The 24378-nt window shown below is 72.8% G+C and carries 22 protein-coding genes and 1 riboswitch; of the genes, 16 read left to right on the forward strand and 6 right to left on the reverse strand.

Translation table 11 applies throughout. The features are described 5' to 3' along the window. The first annotated feature begins 53 nt into the window (after positions 1-53). The 6 genes from ACK1X7_RS15765 to ACK1X7_RS15790 all read left to right on the forward strand — a co-directional run bounded on the left by ACK1X7_RS15765 (position 54) and on the right by ACK1X7_RS15790 (position 4893). Positions 54-659 (forward strand): response regulator, encoded by a 606-nt coding sequence (locus ACK1X7_RS15765; RefSeq protein ID WP_390794854.1) that lies wholly within the window; start codon positions 54-56, stop codon positions 657-659. Positions 660-797: 138 nt separating this feature from the next. Continuing rightward, positions 798-1385 carry a class I SAM-dependent methyltransferase gene (locus ACK1X7_RS15770; RefSeq protein ID WP_390794853.1) on the forward strand — a complete coding sequence of 196 codons (588 nt, stop codon included), beginning with the start codon at positions 798-800 and terminating at the stop codon, positions 1383-1385. Positions 1386-1417: 32 nt separating this feature from the next. Next, positions 1418-2338 carry an N-acetylmuramoyl-L-alanine amidase gene (locus tag ACK1X7_RS15775; RefSeq protein WP_385150844.1) on the forward strand — a complete coding sequence of 307 codons (921 nt, stop codon included), beginning with the start codon at positions 1418-1420 and terminating at the stop codon, positions 2336-2338. A 162-nt stretch (positions 2339-2500) separates the two neighbouring features. After that, positions 2501-3337 (forward strand): hypothetical protein, encoded by an 837-nt coding sequence (locus ACK1X7_RS15780; RefSeq protein WP_385150847.1) that lies wholly within the window; start codon positions 2501-2503, stop codon positions 3335-3337. A 186-nt stretch (positions 3338-3523) separates the two neighbouring features. Then, positions 3524-4534: an LLM class F420-dependent oxidoreductase gene (locus tag ACK1X7_RS15785; protein WP_390794829.1), complete on the forward strand. Its 1011-nt coding sequence runs from the start codon at positions 3524-3526 to the stop codon at positions 4532-4534. A gap of 65 nt (positions 4535-4599) precedes the next feature. Then, on the forward strand, positions 4600-4893 hold the full coding sequence (locus ACK1X7_RS15790; RefSeq protein ID WP_043237004.1) for a hypothetical protein: 294 nt from the start codon (positions 4600-4602) through the stop codon (positions 4891-4893). Between the two features lie 618 nt (positions 4894-5511). Here the strand turns inward: ACK1X7_RS15790 and ACK1X7_RS15795 are convergent. The 3 genes from ACK1X7_RS15795 to ACK1X7_RS15805 all read right to left on the reverse strand — a co-directional run bounded on the left by ACK1X7_RS15795 (position 5512) and on the right by ACK1X7_RS15805 (position 8755). After that, positions 5512-6612, reverse strand: coding sequence for a prenyltransferase (locus tag ACK1X7_RS15795; RefSeq protein WP_385143781.1), 1101 nt, complete (start codon positions 6610-6612; stop codon positions 5512-5514). Beyond that, positions 6609-7343, reverse strand: coding sequence for a class I SAM-dependent methyltransferase (locus ACK1X7_RS15800; RefSeq protein ID WP_385143779.1), 735 nt, complete (start codon positions 7341-7343; stop codon positions 6609-6611). The genes ACK1X7_RS15795 and ACK1X7_RS15800 overlap by 4 nt, the downstream gene beginning before the upstream one ends. A 74-nt stretch (positions 7344-7417) precedes the next feature. Then, the gene (locus tag ACK1X7_RS15805; RefSeq protein ID WP_398160209.1) at positions 7418-8755 is read right to left on the reverse strand and encodes a glycosyltransferase family 4 protein; all 1338 of its coding nucleotides are present in this window, start codon (positions 8753-8755) and stop codon (positions 7418-7420) included. A gap of 418 nt (positions 8756-9173) precedes the next feature. On the opposite strand from ACK1X7_RS15805, the gene ACK1X7_RS15810 reads away from it, so the two are divergent. Further along, positions 9174-9788: a TetR family transcriptional regulator gene (locus ACK1X7_RS15810; RefSeq protein ID WP_382946142.1), complete on the forward strand. Its 615-nt coding sequence runs from the start codon at positions 9174-9176 to the stop codon at positions 9786-9788. A gap of 272 nt (positions 9789-10060) precedes the next feature. Beyond that, on the forward strand, positions 10061-10681 hold the full coding sequence (locus tag ACK1X7_RS15815) for a response regulator transcription factor (RefSeq protein WP_385143775.1): 621 nt from the start codon (positions 10061-10063) through the stop codon (positions 10679-10681). Positions 10682-10733: 52 nt separating this feature from the next. Here the strand turns inward: ACK1X7_RS15815 and ACK1X7_RS15820 are convergent, their stop codons facing one another. Together ACK1X7_RS15820 and ACK1X7_RS15825 are read right to left on the reverse strand one after the other, a co-directional pair. Then, entirely contained in the window at positions 10734-10967 is a 234-nt protein-coding gene (locus ACK1X7_RS15820; protein ID WP_216346289.1) for a ferredoxin, read from the reverse strand. After that, positions 10967-12433: an aldehyde dehydrogenase gene (locus ACK1X7_RS15825; protein ID WP_390794828.1), complete on the reverse strand. Its 1467-nt coding sequence runs from the start codon at positions 12431-12433 to the stop codon at positions 10967-10969. Before ACK1X7_RS15825 ends, ACK1X7_RS15820 begins: the two co-directional genes overlap by 1 nt. A 191-nt stretch (positions 12434-12624) precedes the next feature. On the opposite strand from ACK1X7_RS15825, the gene ACK1X7_RS15830 reads away from it, so the two are divergent. From ACK1X7_RS15830 to ACK1X7_RS15865, 8 genes are all read left to right on the forward strand, one after another. Next, positions 12625-13677 carry an MBL fold metallo-hydrolase gene (locus ACK1X7_RS15830; protein WP_361504610.1) on the forward strand — a complete coding sequence of 351 codons (1053 nt, stop codon included), beginning with the start codon at positions 12625-12627 and terminating at the stop codon, positions 13675-13677. A gap of 87 nt (positions 13678-13764) precedes the next feature. Further along, the gene (locus ACK1X7_RS15835; RefSeq protein ID WP_413115219.1) at positions 13765-15303 is read left to right on the forward strand and encodes a cytochrome P450; all 1539 of its coding nucleotides are present in this window, start codon (positions 13765-13767) and stop codon (positions 15301-15303) included. Positions 15304-15393: 90 nt separating this feature from the next. Next, positions 15394-15939: a GNAT family N-acetyltransferase gene (locus ACK1X7_RS15840; protein ID WP_385143769.1), complete on the forward strand. Its 546-nt coding sequence runs from the start codon at positions 15394-15396 to the stop codon at positions 15937-15939. A gap of 56 nt (positions 15940-15995) precedes the next feature. Then, positions 15996-16070, forward strand: a riboswitch (cobalamin riboswitch). A gap of 173 nt (positions 16071-16243) precedes the next feature. Beyond that, complete coding sequence (locus tag ACK1X7_RS15845) at positions 16244-17518, forward strand: prenyltransferase/squalene oxidase repeat-containing protein (protein ID WP_385143767.1); 1275 nt, start codon at positions 16244-16246, stop codon at positions 17516-17518. Between the two features lie 242 nt (positions 17519-17760). Next, on the forward strand, positions 17761-18369 hold the full coding sequence (locus ACK1X7_RS15850) for an SCO2322 family protein (protein WP_385143785.1): 609 nt from the start codon (positions 17761-17763) through the stop codon (positions 18367-18369). Between the two features lie 8 nt (positions 18370-18377). After that, entirely contained in the window at positions 18378-19583 is a 1206-nt protein-coding gene (locus tag ACK1X7_RS15855; protein WP_385143765.1) for an energy-coupling factor transporter transmembrane component T, read from the forward strand. Then, positions 19580-21202: an ABC transporter ATP-binding protein gene (locus tag ACK1X7_RS15860; protein WP_413115220.1), complete on the forward strand. Its 1623-nt coding sequence runs from the start codon at positions 19580-19582 to the stop codon at positions 21200-21202. Before ACK1X7_RS15855 ends, ACK1X7_RS15860 begins: the two co-directional genes overlap by 4 nt. A 50-nt stretch (positions 21203-21252) precedes the next feature. Beyond that, a complete protein-coding gene (locus ACK1X7_RS15865; RefSeq protein WP_398160189.1) occupies positions 21253-22155 on the forward strand; it encodes an ECF transporter S component in 903 nt (300 codons plus the stop codon). 99 nt (positions 22156-22254) lie between these two features. Here the strand turns inward: ACK1X7_RS15865 and ACK1X7_RS15870 are convergent, their stop codons facing one another. After that, positions 22255-24327: an alkaline phosphatase family protein gene (locus ACK1X7_RS15870; protein ID WP_385143759.1), complete on the reverse strand. Its 2073-nt coding sequence runs from the start codon at positions 24325-24327 to the stop codon at positions 22255-22257. Positions 24328-24378: the final 51 nt, after the last annotated feature.

Raw genomic sequence — 24378 nt, forward strand, 5'->3', positions numbered from 1 at the left:
CGCGGGGCACACAGGGCACACAGGGCGTGAACGACGCGAAGGGCGCGACGGGCGTGATCAAGCTCCTGCTGGCCGAGGACCAGGGGATGATGCGGGGCGCGCTCGCCCTGCTGCTCGGGCTGGAGGAGGACTTCGAGATCGTCGCGCAGCTCGGGAACGGCGACGAGATCGTGCCCCGGGCCCTGGAGACCCGGCCCGATGTGGCGCTGCTCGACATCGAACTCCCCGGCCGCAGCGGTCTGGACGCCGCCGCCGAGCTGCGCGAGGCGCTGCCGCGGTGCCAGGTGCTGATCCTCACCACCTTCGGCCGCCCCGGCTATCTGCGCCGCGCGATGGAGGCGGGCGCGGCCGGGTTCCTGGTCAAGGACGGGCCGGTCGAGGAGCTGGCGGTGGCGATCCGCCGGGTCCTGGCCGGTGAGCGCGTCATCGACCCGGGCCTGGCCGCCGCCGCCCTCAGCGCGGGCCCCAACCCGCTGACCCAGCGCGAACGCGATGTGCTCTCGGCGGCGGTGGACGGCGCGACGGTCGCGGACATCGCGGCCAAGGTCCACCTGTCCCCCGCCACCGTGCGCAACTACCTCTCCTCGGCCATCGGCAAGACCCAGACCCGCAACCGCATGGAAGCCGTCCGCGCCGCCCGCCAGAACGGCTGGCTGTGAGCGCCGCACACCGACCCCTCCCCGCCCTGCTGGGGAGGGGTGCGGGAGGATGGCGCGGTGACTCAGTCTGCTGCTGCCGCCGCGTCCGCGGTTCCCGATCGCACCGTGCTCGACGCCTTCGAGGGGGCGAAGGGGTTCATGCCGCTGGACGAGGGGCTGGCGCTGTATGCCGCGGCCGCCGAGGTCGCGGCGCCGGGGCTGCCGCTGCTCGAAGTCGGCACGTACTGCGGGCGCTCCACCATTCTGCTGGCCGACGCCGCCCGCGCGGCGGGGACCGTCGTCGTAACCGTGGACCACCACCGGGGCTCGGAGGAGCAGCAGCCGGGGTGGGAGTACCACGACCCGGAGGTGGTCGACCCCGAGGTGGGGCGGATGGACACGCTGCCCACCTTCCGGCGCACCCTCCACCGGGCGGGCCTGGAGGACCATGTCATCGCGGTGGTCGGGCGGTCGCCGCGGGTCGCGGCGGTGTGGGGGCGGCCGGTCGGGCTGGTGTTCATCGACGGCGGGCACACCGACGAGCACGCGAGCGCCGACTACGAGGGCTGGGCGCCGCATGTCGCGGCGGGCGGGCTGCTGGTGATCCACGACGTCTTCCCGGACCCGGCCGACGGCGGCCGGGCGCCGTACCGGATCTACCGCCGTGCGCTCGCCTCCGGCGCGTTCACCGAGGTCTCCGCGACCCGCTCGCTGCGCGTACTGCGCCGCACCGCGACCCGCGCCTGAGTCGCGGCGGTGGCACGGCTACCATCGCCCGCGTGTCCAACGGCAGCTTTCCTCCTGAGCCCGGTCGCCGCGGCGGCACCCTCGCCATCGTGCTGGCGGCGCTGATACCTGCCTGCTTCGCCGGCTGGCTGCTGTGGGGTTCGCTGGACGGTTCGAAGGACGACGGCGCGGACGGGGCGGGCGCGCCCACGACCTCCTCGACGTCCTCCCCGTCGCCCCCGCCGTCCGGCGCGCCCGGCGCGCCCTCGGCGCCGACCTCGTCCGGAAGCGCGTCCGGAAAGTCCCTTGCGGGCAAGGTCGTGGTCATCGACCCCGGCCACAATCCGAACAACCGCGACCACCCCTCGCGGATCGCCCGGCTCGTGGACATCGGCACCGACGAGAAGGAGTGCGACACCACCGGCACGGCCACCAACTCCGGCTACGCCGAGGCGTCCTTCACCCTCGATGTGGCGCGCCGCGCCCGCACCCTGCTGGAAGCGCGCGGCGCCACGGTGCGGTTCACCCAGGACGGCGACCGGCCGTACGGGCCGTGTGTGGACGAGCGTGCGGAGATCGGGAACAAGGCCCACGCCGACGCCGTGGTCTCCGTGCACGCGGACGGCGCGGCCGCCGGGGAGCGCGGTTTCCATGTGATCCTGCCCAAGTCGGTCCGCGGCGGCGGCGCGGACACCTCCGCCATCACCGCCCCCTCCCGCCGGCTCGGCGAGCAACTGCGCAGCCGGTTCGCCAAGGCCACCGGCAGTGAGCCCGCGCAGTACATCGGCGACGGCAGCGGGCTGGACGTCCGGGGCGATCTGGGCGGGCTCAACCTCTCCACCGTCCCCAAGGTGTTCATCGAGTGCGGCAATATGCGCGACTCCCAGGACGCCGCCGAACTGACCGATTCGGCCTGGCGCGAGCGTGCGGCGGACGGTGTCGCACAGGGCATTACGGACTTCTTGAACGAGTAGCGCTCCCACAACCGAACGGGAGGTCACGAGCGGGATACCGATGGGACACCCCCGGTCTCCGCAGGGCGATTCACCCGTACGATGGGGCCCACCCCCGACGCCTTCGCGCCACGCGCCTGGCGGCAGCGCTACGTTAAGACGAAACCGACAAAGGACCTCACGTTGAACATCCGCTCGCTCACTCGAGGCGACGGCGTGGTGATCGGAGCAGCGGTGCTGCTGTTCATCGCCTCCTTCCTCGACTTCTACACCATCGACTGCGGCAGCAGCAGCTTCTGCAAGGACGCCGGTGAGAACGGATGGAAGTCCGACTTCTTCCCCGTATTGCCGTCGATCTTCCTTGCCGGGGTGATCGCCGCGGTACTCATCGTCTCCGCTCGTTTCCAGCCCGCGGGCCGCAACCTCTTCGGGCTCTCGCTCGACCAGTGGGGCACGGCGCTCGCGGTCTTCGCGGCCTGGAGCTCGCTGTGGACGATCATCGGTGGCCCGGAGGGGGTCGACAAGGGCGTCGGACAGATCCTCGGCCTGATCGGCACGCTGGCGATGGCGGCGGTCGCGCTGCTCACCCAGCGCGTCCCGGCCCTGAAGGCCCCGCTGGTGAACGCCTCCGGCCCGGCCCCGTCGCCGTACGGTGCCCAGGGCCCGCAGCCGGGGTACGGCTACCCGGGTGGCGCCCAGCCCGGCGCCCCCGCGCCGTACGGCGCCCAGCCCGGTCAGCCGCAGCCGGGGCAGCCGCAGCCCGGCCAGTCCTTCGGCGGCCAGCCCGCCCCGGCCCCGGCCCCGGGGCCCTCGGGCGGCGGGGACTTCGCCCCGTTCTGGTTCGCGGTGCCGGTGGCCCGCCCGCTGTACGCCGAGGACGGTTCGTCGAGCACCATCGCCGAACTGGCCCCCGGCACCTGGTACCTCGCGGTGGAGCAGCGCGGTCAGGCGCTGGTCGCCCAGACGCAGGACGGCCGTCGCGGTGTGCTCCAGGACACCACGGGGATCCAGCGCGGCTGACACCCGCCGCGCGCGTTCCTTGAGACGCGCCCACGCGCGTCGCCTACGCGGCCAACGGCCCCTCGCCCGTAACCCTCGGGCGAGGGGCCGTTGCCATGTGCGCCCCCGGCCCGTACAGTCCGGCCGGTGCGGCTGACCTGCCGTCAGTCGCCGCTCCACCCTGTCCGGCGGAACGAGGGGGCTTCCATGCGGCTCGGTCTGGCGCTCGGCTACTGGGGCCGTGGCCCCGACCCCCGCCATCTGGAACTCGCCCAGGAGGCGGAGCGGCTGGGCTACCACTCGGTGTGGACCGCCGAGTCCTGGGGCTCGGACGCCTTCACCCCGCTCACCTGGCTCGCCGCGCACACCACCCGGATCGCGCTCGGCACGGCGGTCGCGCAGATGGCCGCCCGCACGCCCACCGCCACCGCGATGCAGGCGCTCACCCTGGACCATCTCTCCGGCGGCCGGATGATGCTGGGGCTGGGGCTGTCCGGACCACAGGTGGTCGAGGGCTGGTACGGACGCCCGTTCCCCAAGAGCCCGCTGACGGCGACCCGTGAGTATGTCGAGGTCATCCGGCAGGTGCTGGGCCGTGCGGCGCCGGTGCGGCTCGACGGGCGCTACCATCCGCATCCGTACGCCGGTCCGGACGCCACCGGTCTCGGCAAACCGCTGAAGCCCATCGTCCATCCGCTCCGCGCCGATCTGCCGGTGCTGCTCGGGGCGGAGGGGCCCAAGAACATCGCGCAGACCGTGCGCATCGCCGACGGCTGGCTGCCGCTGTACTGGTCGCCCTCGCGCACGGAGCTCTATCAGGAGACCCTGGCCGAGGCCCGCGACGGCTTCATGGTGGCGCCGATGACACAGGTGCGGGTGTGCACCGATGTGGCGGAGGGGCTGAAGCCGGTGAAGGCGATGCTCGGCTTCTACATCGGCGGGATGGGCCATGCGGCCCGTAATTTCCACGCCGATCTGATGGCCCGCTTCGGCTACGAGGCCGAGGCGCGCCGGGTGCAGGAGCTGTTCCTTGCGGGCCGGCGCGCGGAGGCGATCGACGCGGTGCCGGACGCCTTCGCCGATGAGATCTCGCTGGTCGGGCCGCGGGAACGGATCGCGGAACGGCTGGAGTCGTGGCGCAAGGGCCCGATCACGGATCTGCTGGCGGTGGCGCCGGATCCGCAGACCTTGCGGGTGCTGGCGGAGCTGGCGGGCTGAGCGCGTCGTGGGGGTGTGCGGCCACGCCCTGGTTTGGCGCTGCGGAGTCGGGCAACACGTGCGGCATGTCACGAAGTTATCGCCACGGAAGCAACCAGGCGGCGACCGTCGTGGCGGTCGTCGCGGACGTCATGGCCGTCATCCTCGGCCTCTGGATCCTGTTCGCCCTTCTCGACGCCAACCGCGCCAATGACCTCGTCACGGTGGTCCATGACGCGGCGAGCTGGCTCGCGAGCTGGTCCCATGACCTGTTCACCATGGACACGGACTGGCTCCGGACCGTCCTCAACTACGGCCTGCCGGCCGTGGTGTACCTCTTCATCGGCCACGCGATCGCGGGGCGGCTGCGGAGGGGCTAGGCGATGTCCGAGGGGGCTGTTCCCCCTACCCGCCCCTTCCCGACACCTGACGATATGCGGCTCCGCCGCGTGAGGGGCTCCGCCCCAGACCCCGGGTCCCAGGGGCGAAGCCCCCGGTAACGGGCACGGGCGGGCTGCTCCCCCACCCGCGCCCGCACCGCAACCAGGGCGGGACTCCGCCCCGGACCCCGGGATCCAGGGGCGAAGCCCCGCCACGCGGCGGAGCCGCATATCGACGCAACCCAGCCCCTCCGGCGTTTGAGGAGCGAGGTCCAGGGGCGGAGCCCCGGCCGGGGGCCGGGCCCCACGCGGCGGAGCCGCATATGGGCACAGCCCCGCGCCTCTTCGGGGCTCACCGATATGCGGCTCCGCCGCGTGGCAGGGGCTTCGCCCCTGGACCCCCGGGGTCTGGGGCGGAGCCCCAGTTGTGGGAAGGGGCGGGGAGGGGAAAGACCCGCCGGCCCCCAAGCGCTTCGCCGGGAGCACCCTGAGGTGCCGTCGATCGTCCGCGGCGCCGTCGTGGCTGATCGCGCCCGCGCGGCGGAGCCGCACATCGACTCAGTCCCGCGCCCCTTGGGGAACAGCCCGCCGCAGGCGTCACGAACCGTCGGACATCCCCTAGGCGCAGCAGTCCGAGTCCAGCCCCCGCGGCAGGCCCTCGGCACCGAAGACGGCCGTGGTCGCCTCGTCCCCGCCCAGCGCCGCCACGGCGAGCAGCAGCGATCCGGCCGTCCAGGTGGTGCGCTCCTCCGGCCAGACCGCGTCGTCCTCGAAGACGTAGCCCGTCCAGTACATCCCGTCCTCGGCCCGCAGTGGCGACTGGATCCAGCGCAGGATGTCCACCGCGTGGTCGGACTCCCCCATCGCCCAGAGCGCGAGCGCCAGTTCGCAGCTCTCGCCGCCGGTGACCCAGGGGTTGGGTGAGACACAGCGGACCCCGAGTCCCGGGACCACGAAGCGGTCCCAGCCCTCCTCGATGCGCTCCTTGGCGGCGGCGCCGGTCAGCGCGCCGCCGAGGACCGGGTAGTACCAGTCCATCGAGTAGCGGTGCTTGTCGAGGAACCGCTCGGGGTGGTGGCGGATGGCGTGGCCGAGCAGCCCCGCCGACAGCTCCCAGTCGGGCTGGGGCTCCTCGCGGTGTTCCGCGATGGCCAGGGCGCAGCGCAGTGCCTGGTAGACGGAGGAGGAGCCGGTCAGCAGGGCGTCGGGGTCGACGGTGCCGTCGGCGGCGCGCCGCCAGCCGATCTGGCCGCCGCTCTGCTGCATTCCGAGGACGAACTCGACGGCGGCGAAGACGGTGGGCCAGATGCCGTCGAGGAAGGCGTCGTCGCCGGTGGAGAGGTAGTGGTGCCAGGCGCCGACCGCGACGTAGGCGCAGAAGTTGCTCTCCCGGCCGCGGTCGGTGGGGTCGGCGGCGGCCACGCCGTCCGGGGTGTCGGGGTAGGCCGCGTACCAGGAGCCGTCGGGGTTCTGGTGCCGGATCAGCCAGCGGTAGGCGGCCGTGGCGCGCTCGTGCTCGCCCGCCGCGTCCAGCGCCATGGCGGCCTCGATGTGGTCCCAGGGGTCGAGGTGGTGGCCGCGGAACCAGGGTATGGCGCCGTCCGCGTGCTGGACGGCGGCGATGCCCTCGACCGTGCGCAGCACCTGCTCGGGGCTGAGCACACCGGGCAGCGCGAGCCGTTCGGTGCGGGGGCCGGGGCGCGGTCCGAGCGCCGTCACGCCTGGTCCTCACGCGGGGTGTGGGGCTTGGTCGCGTACGCCACGAAGCTCTTGCCGACGATCGGGTTCAGCGCGCGCTCGGCGACCCGGGTGGCCAGCGGCTTCTTCATGATGTCCCACACCAGCAGCTTGTGGTACGCGCGCACCGGCAGCGCTTTGTCGTTGTCGACCCCGAAGGCGCACTTGAGCCACCAGTACGGGCTGTGCAGCGCGTGGGCGTGGTGGGTGCCGTACGGCCGCAGTCCGGCCTCGCGCATCTTCTCCAGCAGCTCATCGGCGCGGTAGATGCGGATATGGCCGCCCTCGACCTCGTGGTAGGCGTCCGACAGCGCCCAGCAGACCTTCTCGGGGCCGTAGCGGGGCACGGTGACGGCGATCCGGCCGCCGGGCCTGAGCACCCGCACCATCTCGGCGAGCACACCCTTGTCGTCGGGTATGTGCTCCATCACCTCGGAGATGATGACCACGTCGAAGCTGTCGTCGGGGAAGGGCAGGGCGAGGGCGTCGCCCTCCATGGCGGTGGCCGTGGCGCCCGCCGGGGCCTCACCGGCCTCCTTCATGGCGGCGAACCACTTGGCGACCTCGCGTATCTCCTCGCCGTTCCGGTCGAGCGCGACGACCTGGGCGCCGCGCCGGTAGCACTCGAAGGCGTGCCGGCCGGCGCCGCAGCCGAGGTCGAGGACGCGATCGCCGGCGGCGAGGGGGAAGCGGGAGAAATCGACGGTCAGCACGGGGGTCTGCTTTCGTCCGGCGGGTTCGTGGGGCGGGAGAGGGGCAGGGGCGAGGCGGGGGCGGGGGGCGGGGGTCAGCGGCGGGCGGCCGGCGCGGATACGCCGATGGCCCTGCGGTACTGCTCGACGGTGCCGCGCGCGGCCTGTTCCCAGGTGAAGCGGCGCAGCACCCGTTCACGGCCCGCGGCGCCCAGCCTTCGTCGGAGGTCGGCGTCGCCCAGCAGCCGGATCAGGGCCGCGGCGAGCGCGTCGGCGTCGCCGGGCGGTACGGCCAGGCAGGTCTCGCCGTCGGCTCCGGCGACCTCGGGGATCGCGCCGCCGGTGGTGGCGACCAGCGGGGTGCCGGTGGCCATGGCCTCGGCGGCGGGCAGCGAGAACCCCTCGTACAGCGAGGGCACACAGGCGATCTGGGCGCCGCGCACCAGGTCCACCAGTTCGGCGTCGCTGATGCCCTTGACGAACTCGACCGCGTCCTCGAGTCCATGGCGCGCCATGGTGGTGGCCACCGGGCCCTCCTGCGGCCGCTTGCCGACGACGACCAGATGGGCCTCGGGGTTCTCGGCGCGGACCTTGGCGAGCGCCTCGATCAGATACACCAGGCCCTTGAGCGGCACATCCGCGCTCGAGGTGGTGACGATGCGCCCGGGGATGACGGGGACGGCGGGGTCGGGCGAGAAGAGCCCGGTGTCCGCGCCGATGTGCACCACATGGATCCGGTCCGGCCGCACTCCGAGGTCCTCGACGATCTCGCGGCGGGAGGAGCCGGAGACGGTGAGCACCGAGGGCAGCCGCCGGGCCACCCGCTTCTGCATCCGGGTGAAGCCGTACCAGCGGCGCACGGAGAACCGGCGCTTCCAGCCCTCGGCGGCGTCCAGCTCCAACTGCCGGTCGACGGTGATGGGGTGGTGGATGGTGGTGACCAGCGGGAAGCCGAGCCGCTCCAGGCCCAGCAGCCCGTATCCCAGGGTCTGGTTGTCGTGGACGATGTCGAACTGGCCGGGGCGCGCGGCGAGATGGCGGCGGGCGCGCAGGCTGAAGGTGAGCGGCTCGGGGAAACCGCCGGTCCACATGGTGGAGACCTCCAGGGCGTCGACCCAGTCCCGGTACTCCTCGCGCCGGGGCGTACGGAACGGGTCGGGCTGGCGGTAGAGGTCGAGGCTGGGCAGCTCGGTGAGGGTGACGCCCTCACCGGCGTCCAGCACCGGATACGGCTGGGCGCCGATGACCTCGACCGTGTGACCGAGCCGGGCCAGCTCCCGGGAGAGATGGCGCACATAGACGCCCTGGCCCCCGCAGAATGGATTCCCCTTGTAGCTGAGCAGGGCGATGCGCAGCGGCCGTTCGTCGGGGGCGGTGGGGGGCGCTGCTCGAAGCGGGTCGGCCCCGGTCTCCTGCGCGGCCTCTGCGGTCACTCGCGCCCCCTCCTTGGTGCAGTTCAGCGGGAGCGTATCCGCTTCCGATTATCTAGAACAAGTTCCACTAGCGCATCCCCTGAGGAGTCACGAAGATACCTGCCCCGCATGGCCGCTCCAGGGCCGGGGCGGGTGATCCCTACCACTCGGTAGCCAGGACGCCGGGGAGAAGTTGGCAATGGGCGTGTGCACCGGGCGGGCCGCCCGCCGACCGGGCCGCGGGCGCCGCGCGGCGACAACCCGCTCCAACTGCCGCGACAGCGACTTGCCCCAACTGCGCGGACACAGGTGCTTCGGGGAGGACCCGCGCTAGCCTAGAACGAGTTCCAGTGACTCGCAGGCCCGGGCCCGCCCTGTCATCATGCACGGTGTCCGCTTGCCGCCGAGCCGCACACGCAACACACCCGAAGTGGGACACATGACCGCAGAAGTCAAGCCAGCCGCCCTGCGGCTGACCGAGCGACAGGAGGCGCGCCGCCGGCGCATCCTGCACGCCAGCGCCCGGTTGGCCAGCCGAGGCGGCTTCGACGCGGTCCAGATGCGCGAGGTCGCGGAGAACTCCGGGGTGGCGCTGGGCACCCTCTACCGCTACTTCCCCTCCAAGGTCCATCTGCTGGTCGCGACGATGCAGGACCAGCTTCAGCATATGCACGAGACGCTGCGCAAGCGGCCGCCGACCGAGGAGGAGCCGGCCGCCCGGGTCGCCCAGACCCTGATGCGCGCCTTCCGCGCCCTGCAACGCGAACCCCATCTGGCCGACGCGATGGTGCGCGCCCTCACCTTCGCCGACCGGTCGGTCAGCCCGGAGGTGGACACGGTCTCCCGGCTCACCACCGCGATCATCCTGGACGCCATGGGCCTGGCCGACTCCCCGACGCCCGAGCAGCTCTCCGCGGTCCGCGTCATCGAGCACACCTGGCATTCGGCGCTGATCACCTGGCTCTCGGGGCGCGCCTCGATCGCCCAGGTCAAGATCGATATCGAGACCGTCTGCCGGCTGATCGACCTCACGGCGCCCGCCCCGGCCCGGTAGCGGGGCGGCGCACCGGGCCGGGGCGTCCGAATATCCGGGGCGTCCGATATAACGGGGCGTCCGATAGCAGGACGGTGTAGCGCATAACAGGGGCGCATGGGGTAATTCTTGCGCCCCTTCGAGCTTCCGGACGTGGTTTGTGCGCCCTCGCGCCCCCTCTTGGCTCAAATTCCGCGTTCACGCCCTGCCCAATCCCGGTATTCATGAACGGCGCGCGACAGAGCGACAACGGCGCGCGACGAGAGAACGCATCGTGGGGGGTGGAGAAGTTCGTGATCAGGTTACTTCTGGTACACGATTCAGGGCTGCTGCGATCGGCCCTGGCCTCGGTGATAGGGGCCGAACCAGACATCGAGGCAGCCGCGTGTGCCTGGCGTGACGCGCGTAGCAAGGCCCGTTCCATGGAGCCGCAGGTGTGCGTGGTGGACACGGACTGCCCAGCGGCCGACAAGGCGGCGCGCAAGGGCGAGTGGGGGAAGTTCGTCGCCTCCGCCTCCGGGGAGGGCGGGGACTGCGGACTCCTGGTGCTGGTCAACTCGGAGCGGCCGGGCCCACTGCGCCGCGCCCATGAGGCCCGGGCGCTCGGGTACGTCGACAAGGACGCCCCGCCGCAGCGGCTGATCGAGGCGATCCGGCGAGTGGCACGGAAGGAGCGCTATGTCGACGACGCGCTGGGCTACGGCTTCCTCCAGGCGGCCAAGATCCCACTGACCGAGCGCGAGTTGGGCGTGCTGTCCCTGGCCGCCGACGGCGCCTCCATCCCGGAGATCGCCCGTACGCTCCATCTGTCCACCGGGACGATCCGCAACTACCTGGCCGCGATCACCCGGAAGACCGGGGCGCGCAACCGCGTGGATGCCATACGGATATCCCAGTGCGAGGGCTGGGTCTGACCGCTGCCGACGGCGGCGGTCGGAGCCTTGCCGACGGCGGTTAGGGGAGCCGCTACTCGTCAGGGGGGAAGACCTGTTCACCGGTGTCCGACAGACGCAGCGCGATCGCCTCGACCGGACAGCCCTCGGCCGCCGCGAGCACCGCCTCGGAAGCATCGGCCTCCGCCTCGACGGGATGCGACTGCCGCGCCCCGTCGAGCCGGAAGCCGCCCGGCGCGGTGCTCACGCACATCCCCGAGCCGATGCACACGCCCCGGTCCACCTCGATCCGCCAGCGGTCCCCCATCAGTCCGTCTCCCCGTCCCAGCCCTGGGGCAGGTGGATCATCTTGTGCTCCAGATACGCGGAGAACCCCTCGGGACCGAACTCCCGGCCCAGACCGGAGTTCTTGTAGCCGCCGAACGGCCCGAGCATGTCGAGGCTGAAGGTGTTGACCGAGTAGGTGCCGGTACGGATGCGCCGGGCGAAGTCGATGCCGTGCCCGACGTCCGCCGTCCATACGGAGCCGGACAGCCCGTAGTCGGAGTCATTGGCGATCCGGGCCGCCTCCTCCTCGTCCCCGTACGGCAGCAGACAGATCACCGGGCCGAAGATCTCCTCGCGGGCGATCCGCATGCCGTTGCCGACGTCGCCGAAGAGCGTGGGCTCCACATACCAGCCGGTGTCCAGGGCCCCCGGACGGCCGCCGCCGGTCAGCACCTTGGCGCCCTCCCGCTGCCCCAGCGCGATGTAGTCCAGCGACCGCTGCTGCTGCCGCCGCGCCACCAGCGGCCCGACCTGGGTGGCCGGATCCAGCGGGTCGCCGACGACCAGGGCGGAGGCGGCGGCCGCGAACCGCTCGGCGATCTCGTCGTAGTGGCCGCGCGGGGCGAGGATCCGGGTCTGGGCCACACACGCCTGGCCGTTGTTCATCCAGGCGTTGGGCACGATCCCGGCGACGGCCGCCTCCAGATCCGCGTCCGGCAGGATCACCGCGGCCGACTTGCCGCCCAACTCCAGCGTGACCCGGGTCAGATGACGCGAGGCGACCTCCATCACCCGCTTGCCGGCCGCGACCGACCCGGTGAACGACACCTTGTCCACGCCCGGGTGGCCGACCAGATACTCGCTGACCTCGCGGTCGGCCGGAAGGATCGACAGCACCCCCTCGGGCAGCCCCGCCTCGGCCGCGATCTCCGCCAGGATGTAGGAGTCCAGCGGTGTCTCGGGGGACGGCTTGAGGATCACCGAGCACCCCGCGAGCAGCGCGGGCGCCAGCTTCGCGGCGGCCACGAACTGCGGCACGTTCCACGGCACTACGGCCGCGACCACCCCGACCGGCTCGCGCCGCACCAGCAGCGGGCCGAGCACCCCGGCCCGCCGCTCCTCGTAGCCGAAGTCGCGGGCGACGGTGATGGCCGAGTCCCACACCATCATCGCGCCGAGCGCCTGGGCCAGGACGCTCCAGGAGTACGGGGAGCCGTTCTGCGTGCTGATGACCCGGGCGATCTCCTCATGGCGCACCGCGATGGCGTCCTTGATCCGGGTGACCACCGCGATCCGCTCGGCCACGTCCATCCGGGGCCAGGGGCCCTCGTCGAACGCCGTCCGCGCCACCGCGACCGCCCGGTCCACATCGCCGCGCGCCGCGTGTGGCACCCGGCCGATGACCTCCTCGGTATGGGGCGAGACGACCTCGATGGTGTCCTCGCCCGCCGGGTCGGTCAGCGTGCCGCCGATGAAGAGCTGCCCGTGCTCGATGAGATCGCCCATCGTCTGCCTCCGGCCGATGACTGAGGGGTACGTCCGGCTGGCCCGCGCCCGGGGGCCGCCGACAGCCGGCCCGCGCTCGGGGCCGCCACTGGCTCGCCCGAACCGGGGCCGCCAATATCTGACGCTGCATCAGAACTGATACCAGTTCCAGCTATAGTGGGCAATGCTTGTGTCGAGGAGAGGGGGAGCCGATGGCGCAGGTGACGCGGGTGACCGAGCACGGCGGCGGAGTGTGGAGCATCCCCGTCCCGATCCCCGACAATCCGCTCGGCCACACCCTGGTCCATCTTCTCGACACCGATCGCGGCCCGGTCCTGATCGACACCGGCTGGGACGACCCCACCGCCTGGGACACCCTCACCGCCGGGCTCGCCGCCTGCGGCACCTCCGTCTCCGATGTCCACGGCGTCCTCGTCACCCATCACCACCCCGACCACCACGGGCTGTCCGGCCAGGTGCGGGAGGCGTCCGGGGCGTGGATCGCGATGCACGCCGCCGACGCCCAGGTCGTCCGGCGCACCCGCGAGGCCGAGCCCTCCCGCTGGCTCGTCTACCTGGAGGAGAAGCTCAGCGCGGCCGGGGCGCCCGAGGAGCATCTGGCCCCGCTGCGCGCCAGCCGCGCGTCCGGCCGCTCGGGCCTTCCGGGGCAGCGGCCCGCCCTCCCCGACCGCGAGATCGTCCCCGGCGAACTCCTCGATCTGCCGGGCCGCCGGCTGCGCGCCGTCTGGACCCCCGGCCACACCCCCGGCCATGTCTGCCTCCACCTCGAAGAGGCCCACCCAGCGGCCGCCGAGGGCCTGCCCGGCCATGGCCGCCTCTTCTCAGGTGACCATCTGCTGCCCGAGATCACCCCCCATATCGGGCTCTACGAGGACCCCGACGACACGACCGTCATCGACCCCCTCGGCGACTACCTCGACTCCCTCGAACGCGTCGCCGCTCTCGCCCCGGCCGAGGTGCTCCCCGCCCATCAGTACGCCTTCACCGACGCCCCGGCGCGGGTGCGCGCGCTGCTGAGCCACCACGAGGAGCGGCTGGCCGGGCTCCAGGCCCTGCTCAGCACCCCGCTCACCCCGTGGCAGCTCGCCGAATCCATGGAGTGGAACCGCCCCTGGGAGCAGATCCCCTACGGCTCCCGCAACATCGCCGTCTCGGAGGCGGAGGCACATCTGCGCCGGCTGGTGAAGCTCGGCAGGGCGGAAGCGGTGCCGGGCAGCAATCCCGTGATGTACCAAGCGATTTGAGTGACGGATGGGGGGTGCGGGTCGCCCTGACCGGAAGCTAGCCTTACCCGCTCCGGCGCACCCACCCCCGTATCAGCAGGAGCACGCGTGACGAGCCCCATCCGCGATTCCGCCCCCACTCCAGGCCCGGATTCCGCCCCGGCACCCGATCCGGCGGCCGGTCCGACGCCGCCCCCGGGCTGCCCCGCGCACTCCGGTCGGGCCCCGGCCGCCGAGCGGCTGGAGTCGCTGCACGGCCCCGAGTTCGCCGCCGACCCGGCCGCCACCTACGCACGGCTGCGGGAACACGGGCATATCGCGCCCGTGGAGCTGTCGCCCGGTGTGCCCGTCTCGCTCGTCACCAGCTATCAGACCGCGCTGGACATCCTGCGCGGCCCCGAGACGTTCTCCAAGGACGCGCGCCACTGGCAGGCTCTCGCCGACGGCACCATCCCCCTGGACAACCCCGTGGTGCCGATGATGATGCACCGGCCGAACGCCCTGTGCAGCGACGGCGAGGCACATCACCGGCTGCGCTCGGCGATCTCCGACACCCTCGACCGGCTGGACATCCACGCGCTGCGCCGCTACGTGGAGCGCAGCGCCGACTTCCTCATCGACCTCTTCGGGCCGAAGGGCGAGGCCGATCTGCTCAAGGAGTACTCCGCCCGGCTCCCGCTGCTCGTCTTCAACCAGCTCTTCGGCTGTCCCCCCGAGTTGAGCGACAAGCTCGTCAGGGCGCTCTCGGCGCTCTTCGACATCACCGAGGACTCCGAGCAGGCCAATGTGCTTCTCGCGGAGACCCTCTTCGAGCTGATCGCCCTCAAGCGGGCCACTCCGGGCCCGGACATGACGTCCTGGCTGATCGCCCACCCCTCCGAGCTGACCGACGAAGAGCTGGTCCACCAGATCGTCGTCCTCGTCGGCGCGGGCACCCAGCCCCAGCAGAACCTGATCTGCAACGGGCTGCTGCTCCTGCTGTCCGACGAACGGTTCGCGGGCGCCCTCGCGGGCGGCACCATGCTGATCGAGGACGCGCTCAACGAGGTGCTGTGGAAGGACCCGCCGCTGGCCAACTTCTGCATCCACTACCCGCGCCACGATGTGACGGTCGACGGACACAAGCTGCCCAAGGGCGAGCCCGTCGTCATCAGCCTCGCCGCCGCCAACAACGACCCGTATCTGCTGTCGAACCGGCGCGGCAACCGGGCACATCTGGCGTGGAGCGCGGGCCCGCACACCTGCCCCGCGAAGGATCCGGCCCAGGTCATCGCCGCCGTCGCCATCGAGAAGCTCCTCGACCGGCTGCCCGACCTCGAACTGGCCGTACCCGCCGAGGAGTTGGAGTGGCGGCCCGGCCCCTTCCACCGGGCCCTGGCCGCGCTGCCGGTGCGCTTCCCGCGGACGGCCGCCAAGTCCGACGAGGCGCTGGCCGAGATGGTCGCCGCGGCGACGGAGACGGGCGCGGGAGCGGTGGGCAGCACGCCGCCGGCCGCCGGGGAGAACACCGGGAACGACGGTCCCGCTGAGACGGCGCCGTCGGCGGACGACACGGCGTCCAGTGCTACGGCGCCGGAATCCGGCTCCGAGCGCGAGGCCCGGCGCCGCTGGTGGAAGTCCCTGGCCCAGTGGTGGCGCCGCGGGTAGCGGAGAGCACGGAGCGCGCTGTCCCCGGCCCCCCGGCCCCCCGCGTTATCGGATTGCCGGGTGGTGCCCGGCCACGTAGCGTCGCGGCGCATGATCGCGACGCTGCGCACCGCGCGCCTGCTGCTCGAGCCGTACCGGCCCGAGGACGAGGACGACTTCGTGGCGCTGTTCCAGGACCGGCGGGTGTCCCGCTGGATGGGCGACGGGAAGCCCGTTCCGGAGGCGGCGGACCGGGCGCTGTTCGGGCGGATCTTCACCAAGGTCTACGCCCGGCGGCTGTTCGACGTCTGGGCCGTCCGCGAGGAGGGCCGGTACGTCGGCCACGCCGAGATCAAGCCGACCGAGGTCACCGGCGGCCACGAGATCGTCTACGCGCTGGCCCCGGAGGCGTGGGGGCGCGGTCTGGGGACGGAGCTGGCCGAGGCGGTCGTCGGCCACGGCTTCGGCGCGCTCGGCCTGAGCGCGGTGCACGCCACGGTCACGGCGGCCAACGACGCGTCGCTGGCCCTGCTCACCCGGCTCGGCTTCGCGCACCGCCGCGACATCGAGGAGGACGACGGCACCACGACGCGCTGTCTCACGCTCGTCCGGGCCGACCGGGGTCCGTGGGAACCGAGGCCGACGGAGGGCGGCTGAGGTCGCCCGATAAGTCGGCGGATAAGCTGTCCGTAAACTTCATACGCGTCCGATCGGGGGAAGCCGGTGCGATTCCGGCGCTGACCCGCAACCGTGAGTACGCCCCGCGGGGCGTACGAGCCGGAACACCCGGGCGGGCGCGACGACGCAGGCTCCCGCCACCGGAGGACCGGTGGCGGCACCGTCGAGGTATGCGGAGCTGAGCTGAGCCGGGTGCCGGACGTGTCGCGGAGCGTTCCGCGCGCCGATGGACGGCCGTGCGCGGCTGCGTGCGCCCGTCCACCGACCGAGAGGCACCACAGCCATGAACATTCGCCGCAGCGTGGCGGCTCTTTCCCTCTGCGCCGCCGTGGGCGCGGCCGCCGCGCCTGCCGCTGTCGCCGACGACAGCCCGGCCGGGCGTTCCGAGGGGCTCTACGGCGCCAAGGACCCGAAGTTCGACGGGGTGTGGCGGCAGTCGCTTGCGCTGCTCGCCCAGGACGCGGTGGGCGTCACCCCGGCGAAGTCGGCCATCGACTGGCTGACCGGGCAGAGCTGCGCGGACGGCGGTTTCGCGGCGTATCGCGCGGACACCTCGAAGGCGTGCGACCCGAAGAAGGGCGAGTTCACCGACGCGACGGCGGCGGCGATCCAGGCGCTGGCCGCGGTGGGCGGCCGCGCCGATACCGTGGAGAAGGGCATCGGCTGGCTGAAGAGCCACCAGAACGAGGACGGCGGCTGGGGCATGAACCCGGGCGGGCCGAGCGACGCCAACTCCACCTCGGCGGCGATCGGCGCCTTCGCCGCCACGGGTCAGGACCCGGCGAAGGTGAGCGCCAAGGGCGGCAAGAGCCCGTACGACGCGCTGCTCGCGCTGCAACTCGGGTGCTCGGCCAAGGCGGCGGAGCGCGGGGCGTTCGCGTACACCGCGGACAAGGGCAAGCCCGTCGCCAATGAGCTGGCCACCGCGAGCGCCGCGCTGGCCGTCCAGGGCAAGGGCTTCGTCTTCGAGACGGTCGGCAAGGACCGCGGCGCCGCGCCGGAGCCGCTGAGCTGCGCGGACGGGAAGGGCGGGGCCGGTACGACGAAGGACACGACGAAGGCCGCCGAGGCCGCGCTGGCCCATCTGTCCCGTGTCATGTCCGACACCGATATGCATCTGAAGTCCGCTATGCCCGGCGCCAAGGACCAGCCCGACTTCGGCGGCACCGCCGACGCCGTGGTGGCGCTCGCCGCCGGGGAGCACAGCGCGACCGCGGGCAAGCCGCTTCAGTGGCTTCAGGGCAAGGACAGCGGCGCGGCGGCCTGGGCCAAGGGCGACCCGGGCGCGCTCGCCAAGCTGATCCTCGCGGCCCACGCGGCCGGCGCCAACCCGCGCGACTTCGGCGGCGCCGACCTCGTACAGCAGCTCAACGCCACCGGCCCGAAGCCCGAGGCGGCGGCCAAGGGCGCGGAGTCGGACGGCAAGAACGAGAAGAGCGAGAAGAAGAGCGACGACGACGGCGGGGTCGGCGGCGTGTGGTGGACCGTCGGCGTCTGCGCGGTCGCGGGTGTGGGCATCGGCTTCCTGCTCAGCGGCCGCAAGAGGCGGCAGCTTTGAGCTTGCGCACGCATGGGGCCTCGGCCCCGCACACCCAGGCGGCCTGGGCGCGGTACGCGTACGCGGCATGGGTGCCGTGCGCCCGCCCGGCGCGGGTCCTACGCACCCGCGCGGCCTGGGCCCCGCGCGGCTACGCGACCTCGACTCCACGCACACACGCGCCCTTCGCCCCGCGAGCCCGCGTCGCCCGGCTGCTGTTGCCCGTCGTCGCCCTGCTGCTGCCCGTTCTCGTTCTGTTCGCGATGTTCGGCGCGGCGCCCGCGCGGGCTGCCGATGGGTATCGCTACTGGTCGTTCTGGCAGCGGGGCGGGGACGGCGGGGGGTGGAGCTACGCCACCCAGGGGCCCTCCTCGGCGCGGCCCGCTGACGGCGACATGATCGGTTTCCGCTTCGCGGTCAGCGAGGACTCGAACGACGCCACCCGGCCGCGCGGCATGGCCGATTTCGCCGCCGTCTGCGCCGACACCCCGGCCACGGACGGCACCAAACGGGTCGCGGTGGTCATCGACTTCGGCACGGCCACCGACGCACCCGACCACCGGACGCCGCCCACGCCCCGTACCGAGTGCGCACGGGTCGGCGAGGACGCGTCCGCCGGGGAGGCGCTCGCCGCCGTCGCGAAGCCGCTGCGCTACAACTCCGCCGCGCTGCTGTGCGCCGTCTCCGGCTATCCGGAGACGGGTTGCGGGGACAAGGTGAGCACCTCCGTGGACGCCCACGCCGCCCCGAAGGGCGACGGCGGCAAGGCGGATGGCGGCTCCGGCCCCTCCGCCGGGCTGATCGGCGGGCTCGCCGCCGTGGTCCTGCTCGGCGCCGCGGCGGTGTGGCAGGCGCGCCGCCGTCGCGTATGAGCGCGCGGATGCCCGCCATGCCGCGCAGCGGAGGCGCGCTGCACGCGGGGGCCTGGTGGCTGTGGGCGCTCGGGCTGGCCACGGCCGCGTCCCGGACCACCAACCCGCTGCTGCTTGCGCTGCTCATCGCGGTCGCGGGCTATGTGGTGGCCGTACGCCGCACGGACGCCCCGTGGGCCCGCTCGTACACCGCGTTCCTCAAGCTGGGCCTTGTGGTGCTGGCCATCCGGCTGTTCTTCGCGGTCCTCTTCGGCTCGCCGATCCCCGGGACGCGGGTGCTCTTCACGCTCCCCGAAGTCCCGCTGCCCCACTGGGCGCAGGGGGTGCGCATCGGCGGCCGGGTGTCGGCCGAGGGGCTGGCGTTCGCGCTGTACGACGGGCTGCGGCTGGCCACCCTGCTGATCTGCGTCGGTGCCGCGAACGCGCTGGCCAGCCCGGCGCGGCTGCTCAAGTCGCTGCCCGGCGCGCTCTACGAGGCCGGGGTGGCGGTCGTGGTGGCGATGACCTTCGCACCCCATCTGGTGGCGGACGTCCAGCGGCTGCGTTCCGCCCGCCGGCTGCGCGGCCGCCCCGACCGCGGGGTGAAGGCGCTGCTTCAGGTCGGACTGCCGGTGCTGGAGGGCGCGTTGGAACGGTCGGTGGCCCTGGCTGCGGCGATGGACGCCCGCGGCTACGGCCGTACGGCAAAGGTCCCGCCCGCCGTCGCCCGTACCACCACGGCGCTGACGCTGGGCGGGCTGCTCGGTGTCTGCTGCGGTACGTACGGCCTGCTCGCGGCCGAGGGCGCGGGCTACGGTCTGCCGCTGCTGCTCGCGGGCCTCGCCGCCGCGCTCGGCGGACTGTGGCTGGGCGGCCGCCGCTCGGTGCGCAGCCGCTACCGCCCGGACCGCTGGGGCGTGCGGGCATGGCTGGTGGCGGGGTCGGGTGCGGCGGTGGCGGCACTGATGATCCGGGCCGCCTCCTACGCCCCGGGGGCCCTCCAGCCGTCGGTCGTCCCGCTCACCGCCCCGACGCTGCCGCTGTGGCCCGCGGCCGGGGTACTGCTGGGCCTGCTCCCGGCCTTCGCGTCCCCAGCACCAGCACGGGCTCCGGCCCGCGAACCGATCCCGCCGGACGAGGCCCCCGACAACCACCCCATCCCCACCGCACACACCCCGCCCGGCGAGCGAGAGGACGAGCGAGCCGGGGCGGGGGCCGAGGAGGCCAGCCCGTGATCCGGTTCGAGCAGGTGTCGGTCCAGTACGACGGGGCGGCGCGGCCCGCCCTCTCCGGGGTGGATCTGACCGTTCCCGAGGGGGAGTTGTGTCTGCTCGTCGGCCCCTCCGGGGTCGGTAAGTCGACACTGCTGGGTGCCGTCTCCGGTCTCGTACCGCATTTCACCGGTGGCACCCTGCGCGGCCGCGTCACCGTCGCGGGCCGGGACACCCGTACCCACAAGCCGCGCGAGCTGGCCGACGTCGTCGGCACCGTGGGCCAGGACCCGCTCGCCCACTTCGTCACCGACACCGTCGAGGACGAGCTGGCCTACGGCATGGAGTCCCTCGGCATCGCGCCGGACACCATGCGCCGCCGGGTCGAGGAGACCCTCGATCTGCTGGGCCTCGCCGAGTTGCGGGACCGTCCCATCGCCACCCTCTCCGGCGGTCAGCGGCAGCGCGTGGCGATCGGTTCGGTGCTCACCACCCACCCCCGCGTCCTGGTCCTCGACGAACCGACCTCCGCCCTCGACCCGGCCGCCGCCGAGGAGGTGCTGGCCGTGCTTCAGCGGCTGGTGCACGACCTGGGCACCACGATCCTGATGGCCGAGCACCGCCTGGAGCGGGTGGTGCAGTACGCGGACCAGATGATCCTGCTGCCCTCCCCCGGCGCCGCCCCGCTGTCCGGCGCACCGGCCGAGCTGCTGCCGGTGTCGCCCGTCCAGCCGCCCGTGGTGGCGCTGGGCGGCCTCGCGGGGTGGCCGTCGCCGATGCCGCTGTCCGTACGGGACGCGCGCCGCAAGGCGGGGCCGCTGCGGGAGCGACTGGCATCGCTCACCCCGCGAACGGTGGCCGATCCGCCGCCGGGCGATCCGGTGGGCGAGGTGGCGCGGCTGTCCGTGCGCCACGGCCGGGTCGAGGCCCTGCGCGGGGTGGACCTGTCCGTGCGGCCGGGCGAGACGGTGGCGCTGATGGGACGCAACGGGGCGGGCAAGTCCACGCTTCTGGCCAGTCTGGTCGGGCTGTACGAACCCGCCTCGGGGTCGGTACGGGTCGGCCCGGCCCGCGCCGTACCGCACCGCACCCGCCCCGCCGAACTCCTGCGCCAGGTCGGCCTCGTACCGCAGGAGCCGCGCGATCTGCTCTACGCGGACACGGTCGCCGCCGAATGCGCGGCGGCCGACCAGGACGCGGGCGCGGTGCCCGGCACCTGCCGTGAGCTGGTCGGCCGACTGCTGCCGGAGGTGGCGGACACCGCCCACCCCCGCGATCTGTCGGAGGGGCAGCGGCTGGCGCTGGCCCTGTCCGTCATCCTCACCGCCCGCCCACCCCTGCTGCTGCTCGACGAGCCGACGCGCGGGCTCGACTACGCGGCGAAGGCGCGGCTGGTGGAGATGGTGCGGGGAATGGCGGCGGACGGCCATGCGATCGTGCTGGCCACCCACGATGTGGAGCTGGCGGCCGAACTCGCCCACCGCGTCGTCATCCTGGCCGAGGGCGAGGTGGTCGCGGACGGGCCCACGGCGGAGGTTGTGGTGTCGTCCCCCGCGTTCGCCCCGCAGGTGGCCAAGGTGCTGGCGCCGCTGCCCTGGCTGACGGTGCCACAGGTGCGCGAGGCGCTGGAGGGAACACCGTGAGCGGGCGGCGCCCCCCGAGCGACGGGCCACACCGGGCCGGGGCGTACGGCATGGAGCCGACCGCGACTCACGACACGGCGCCGACCGCGACCTCCACCGGTCGCATCCGGGCCGTGCGCCTCGGCCCCCGCTCCGTGGCGGCGCTCGCCCTCGTCTCCGCGATCGGTGTCGTCGGCTTCGGGTGGCCGCTGTTCGCCCCGGGCGACTCCGGGATCACCACCCACGCCGCCGACGCGCCCTGGCTGTTCGCCGCGCTGCTTCCGCTCCTGCTGGCCGTGGTCGTGGCGACCATCGCGGACACCGGTCTGGACGCCAAGGCCATCGCGATGCTCGGGGTGCTGGCGGCGGCGGGGGCGGCTCTGCGGCCGCTGGGCGCGGGGACGGCCGGGATCGAGCCGATGTTCTTCCTGATGGTGCTCTCGGGGCGGGTGCTGGGCCCCGGTTTCGGCTTTGTCCTCGGCGCCGTGTCGATGTTCGCGTCCGCGCTGCTCACCGGCGGCGTGGGGCCGTGGATGCCGTTCCAGATGCTGGCCATGGGCTGGGTGTCGATGGGCGCGGGGCTGCTGCCGGGCGCCGCCCGGCTGCGCGGCCGGGCGGAGTCGCTGCTGCTCGCCGGGTACGGGGCGGTGGCGTCCGTGGCGTACGGGACGGCCATGAACCTCCAGGGCTGGACCCTGATGCAGGGCATGGCCTCGGGGATCTCCTACGTCCCCGGCGATCCGCTCGGCGACAACCTCGCCCGCTTCGTGGCGTACTGCCTGACCACCTCGCTGGGCTGGGATCTGCCGCGCGCCGTGGTCACGATGGTGCTCACCCTCGCCCTCGGCGGCGCCATCCTCAAGGCCCTGCGCCGAGCGACCCGCCGCGCGGCCTTCGAGGCCCCGGCCACCTTCGAGACCCCGACAGCCGTCGAGACCCCGGCCCCCTCCGGCGCCCCCTCCGACGCCCCCTAGGCGTCACCGGCGAAGCCCCCTGCCCGGCACGGCGGGCACCGTGGCGACGGTGGCCAGGACGGCCGCCGTCGCCACGGATGCCTCGGCCGCTCAGCCCTTTCAGGCAGTGGCGACGCGGCCGGCGTAGCGCTGCGTCCAGGCGGCGTCGGCGTCGGCGGTGACGACCACGTCGTAGTACCCCTCCTGGGTCGGCCACATGACGACCTTCGTCTCGCCGTGAGCCACCGTGACGTTCTGGGTGCCGCCGAGGTAGTCGTTGGCGGTGAGCGTGTAGTTCACCGGCTCGGTGCCGTCGTTGTGCAACGTGAGCCTCACCTGAGCCTCGCGCTTGGTGCCCCCGCCCTTCAGCAGGTCGACCTCCACGCGCGGGAGGCCACCGGCCCGCTTTCCGGCGGGCGCGATCTGGCCGGCGAAGGAGCGCACGAAACCGTCGTTGGAGTAGATCGAGAACGCGTACTTGCCGTCGTTGGCCTTGGCGTCCCAGGTGTACTCACGCGGATCGCTCGCGGTGACGGTGAACGGCGTGTTGGAGAATGCCTGGTACTTGTCGGGGAAGACCTGGAAGCTCATGGCCTTGCCCTTCGGGCCGCCGGTCAGGGTCATCTTGGCGGTGACCTTGCCCGACGCCCGGTCCTCCGAGATCACCGCGTGCGGATGAAAGGTCAGCGGGCGCGGCTTCATGTGGTCGGCGGCGATCGACTGCCGCTGCTCGGCGACCGGGTCCGCGAAGGTGGCCGGTCCCGGTTGCGGGTGGGCGAAGTCGACCGCGCTGGTCAGGTCGCCCGCGATCGAGCGCCGCCAATCGCTGATGTTGGGGCAGCGGAACGGCTTGCCGAGGTGGGCCGCCCAGGTCTCGAGGAACTTGATCGTCGAGGTGTGGTCGAAGACCTCCGAGGCGACGTACCCGCCACGGGTCCACGGCGAGACCAGCAGCATCGGCACTCGCGGACCGAGGCCGAGCGGATAGTCGCCGGCGTACTCGCGTGCCGTGCCCGGCTCGGGCCACGGCGGCAGCACGTGGTCGAACTTCCCGTCGTTCTCGTCATAGTTGAGGATGAAGAGGGTGTGGTTCCAGATATCGGGGTTGCTCTGGAGGATGTCGAGCACCTTCTTGGTGTAGCGCTCGCCGTGCAGGGTGTCCGCGTCCGGGTGCTCGGACCAGCCGTACGGTGCCACGATCCAGGAGACCGCCGGCAGCGGGTGTTCCGCGCCCGGCTGACAGGCGTCGTGGAGGTCCTTGAGGACCGCGTCGAGGTTCTCGTCGGAGTCGTCGTTCGGCGAGGTCATGCCGGAGTAGTACATGGCGTTGCCGCGCCAGATCAGCCCGGTGCCGGGCCGCAGCTTCGGGTCGTCGGGGCTCAGCCCCTCCGGTTCGAACCCCTTGAAGTACTTCAGCTCGTTGTCGCCGTAGTCGCCGACCCAGGTGCTGATGTAGCCCTGTCGCCCGTTGCCGCTGTTGTCGGAGTAGAGCCGCCAGTCGATGCCGACCTGCTGGAGCTGCTCGGCCACCGTGGTCCAGGGACGGGAGTAGTTGGACTCATCGGTGTTGCCCGTCTCGCTGTTGGCGGTACCGCTCCACAGGTACTTCCGGTTGGGGTCGGTCGGCCCGAACTCGGAGCAGAAGTTCTGGTCGGCGATGGTGTACTGGGCGGCGACGGAGTGGTAGAAGCTCATGTAGGCGTCGCTGTGGTAGTTCATGCAGCTCGCGCCGCTGTGCCGCACCCACAGATCCCACCTGCGATGGTCGACGTCGCCCCACGGTCCGTGGTCGTTGCCCCAGGCGCCGTCGTCGACCTGCGGGGTGACGATCTCGCCCTTGCCGTCCTTCTGCTGGAAGACGGTGGTGCCGTCCTGGAACCGCAGCACCTGCTTGTCGTTGAAGCCGCGTATGCCGGGGAATGTGCCGAAGTAGTGGTCGGTGGACCGGTTCTCCTGCATCAGGATCACGACATGCTTCAGATCGGATATGTCGCCGTTGAAGCCCTTCGGCAGGTTGTGCCCCGGCCGCGTAGCGGCGTACGCGTCGCCCGCCGCGGAGTTGGCGCCGAGCACCAGCGCCCCGGCGGCGATCCCCGTGCCCTGGAGGAACCGACGGCGGGTGGTGCCGGTCGCCGTCCCGGGTCTGTCGCCGGGCTCGGACCCGGGCGTCGGCATGATCGGATCAGGGGTCATGGAGGCTCCTCACATGAGCATGGACAGTCGGGGATGGATGGTGCAACCCGC

Source organism: Streptomyces sp. CY-1 (assembly GCF_047218265.1).
Classification (GTDB): Bacteria; Actinomycetota; Actinomycetes; order Streptomycetales; family Streptomycetaceae; genus Streptomyces; species Streptomyces niphimycinicus.